Source organism: Roseibium sp. RKSG952 (genome assembly GCF_009711355.1).
The window spans coordinates 1-520 of the sequence record NZ_SMMF01000294.1 but is presented as its reverse complement, the minus strand read 5'-3'; the positions used below and the strand labels follow the sequence as shown (position 1 = coordinate 520).

Sequence of the window (520 nt, the reverse complement as noted above, 5' to 3'; positions counted from 1 at the left end):
TTTCCGGCCGCCCCAGCTTTTGGCCGCATAACAGCCCGTTGAAAAAGTCGATCTGCCGGGTTTGGGTTCAGTGATAGCCAAAATGACGGCAGCGCGGATGTTTTCGGATTGGAATCCAATTTGTCCGCTCAGGGTGGTTCTCGCGGTATGTTCGGTTCTGAAAAGCAAGAAAATGACCCCATATCCTCCCGAACCCGCACCACGAGCTGTCTCGTAACCAATTGTTTTGCGCATTAGCAAGGATAGGTTGTATTCGGCATCGTGTAGGAGGCAGTGTTTTTGAACGTTGTCCCGGCCACGCAGATGTGTTCGCCTCAGACCGCCCCGGTCGACAATGTGGGCAAAGGAACGCTCGTCGATTTCAGCCTTCAATTTGAACGCCAGCCGTGCTGCCTCATCGCCGTGCCAGCGCGAAACCCCTTTGCGATCCGGGTTTTCCACGGGCTGCCGTCCAGCCCCTTGAGGACCGCACGGGAATGGTAACCCTTGCCGGCAACGCATTCGGCAGGCGCTTGCGGGC

Annotated in this window: 1 protein-coding gene; it reads right to left on the bottom strand. The window is 56.9% G+C overall.

What is annotated here, in order from left to right; genetic code table 11:
* The coding region (locus E1297_RS49515; RefSeq protein ID WP_209015544.1) for a hypothetical protein at positions 1–372 on the bottom strand (372 nt) is incomplete at its 3' end.
* Positions 373–520 lie beyond the last annotated feature (148 nt).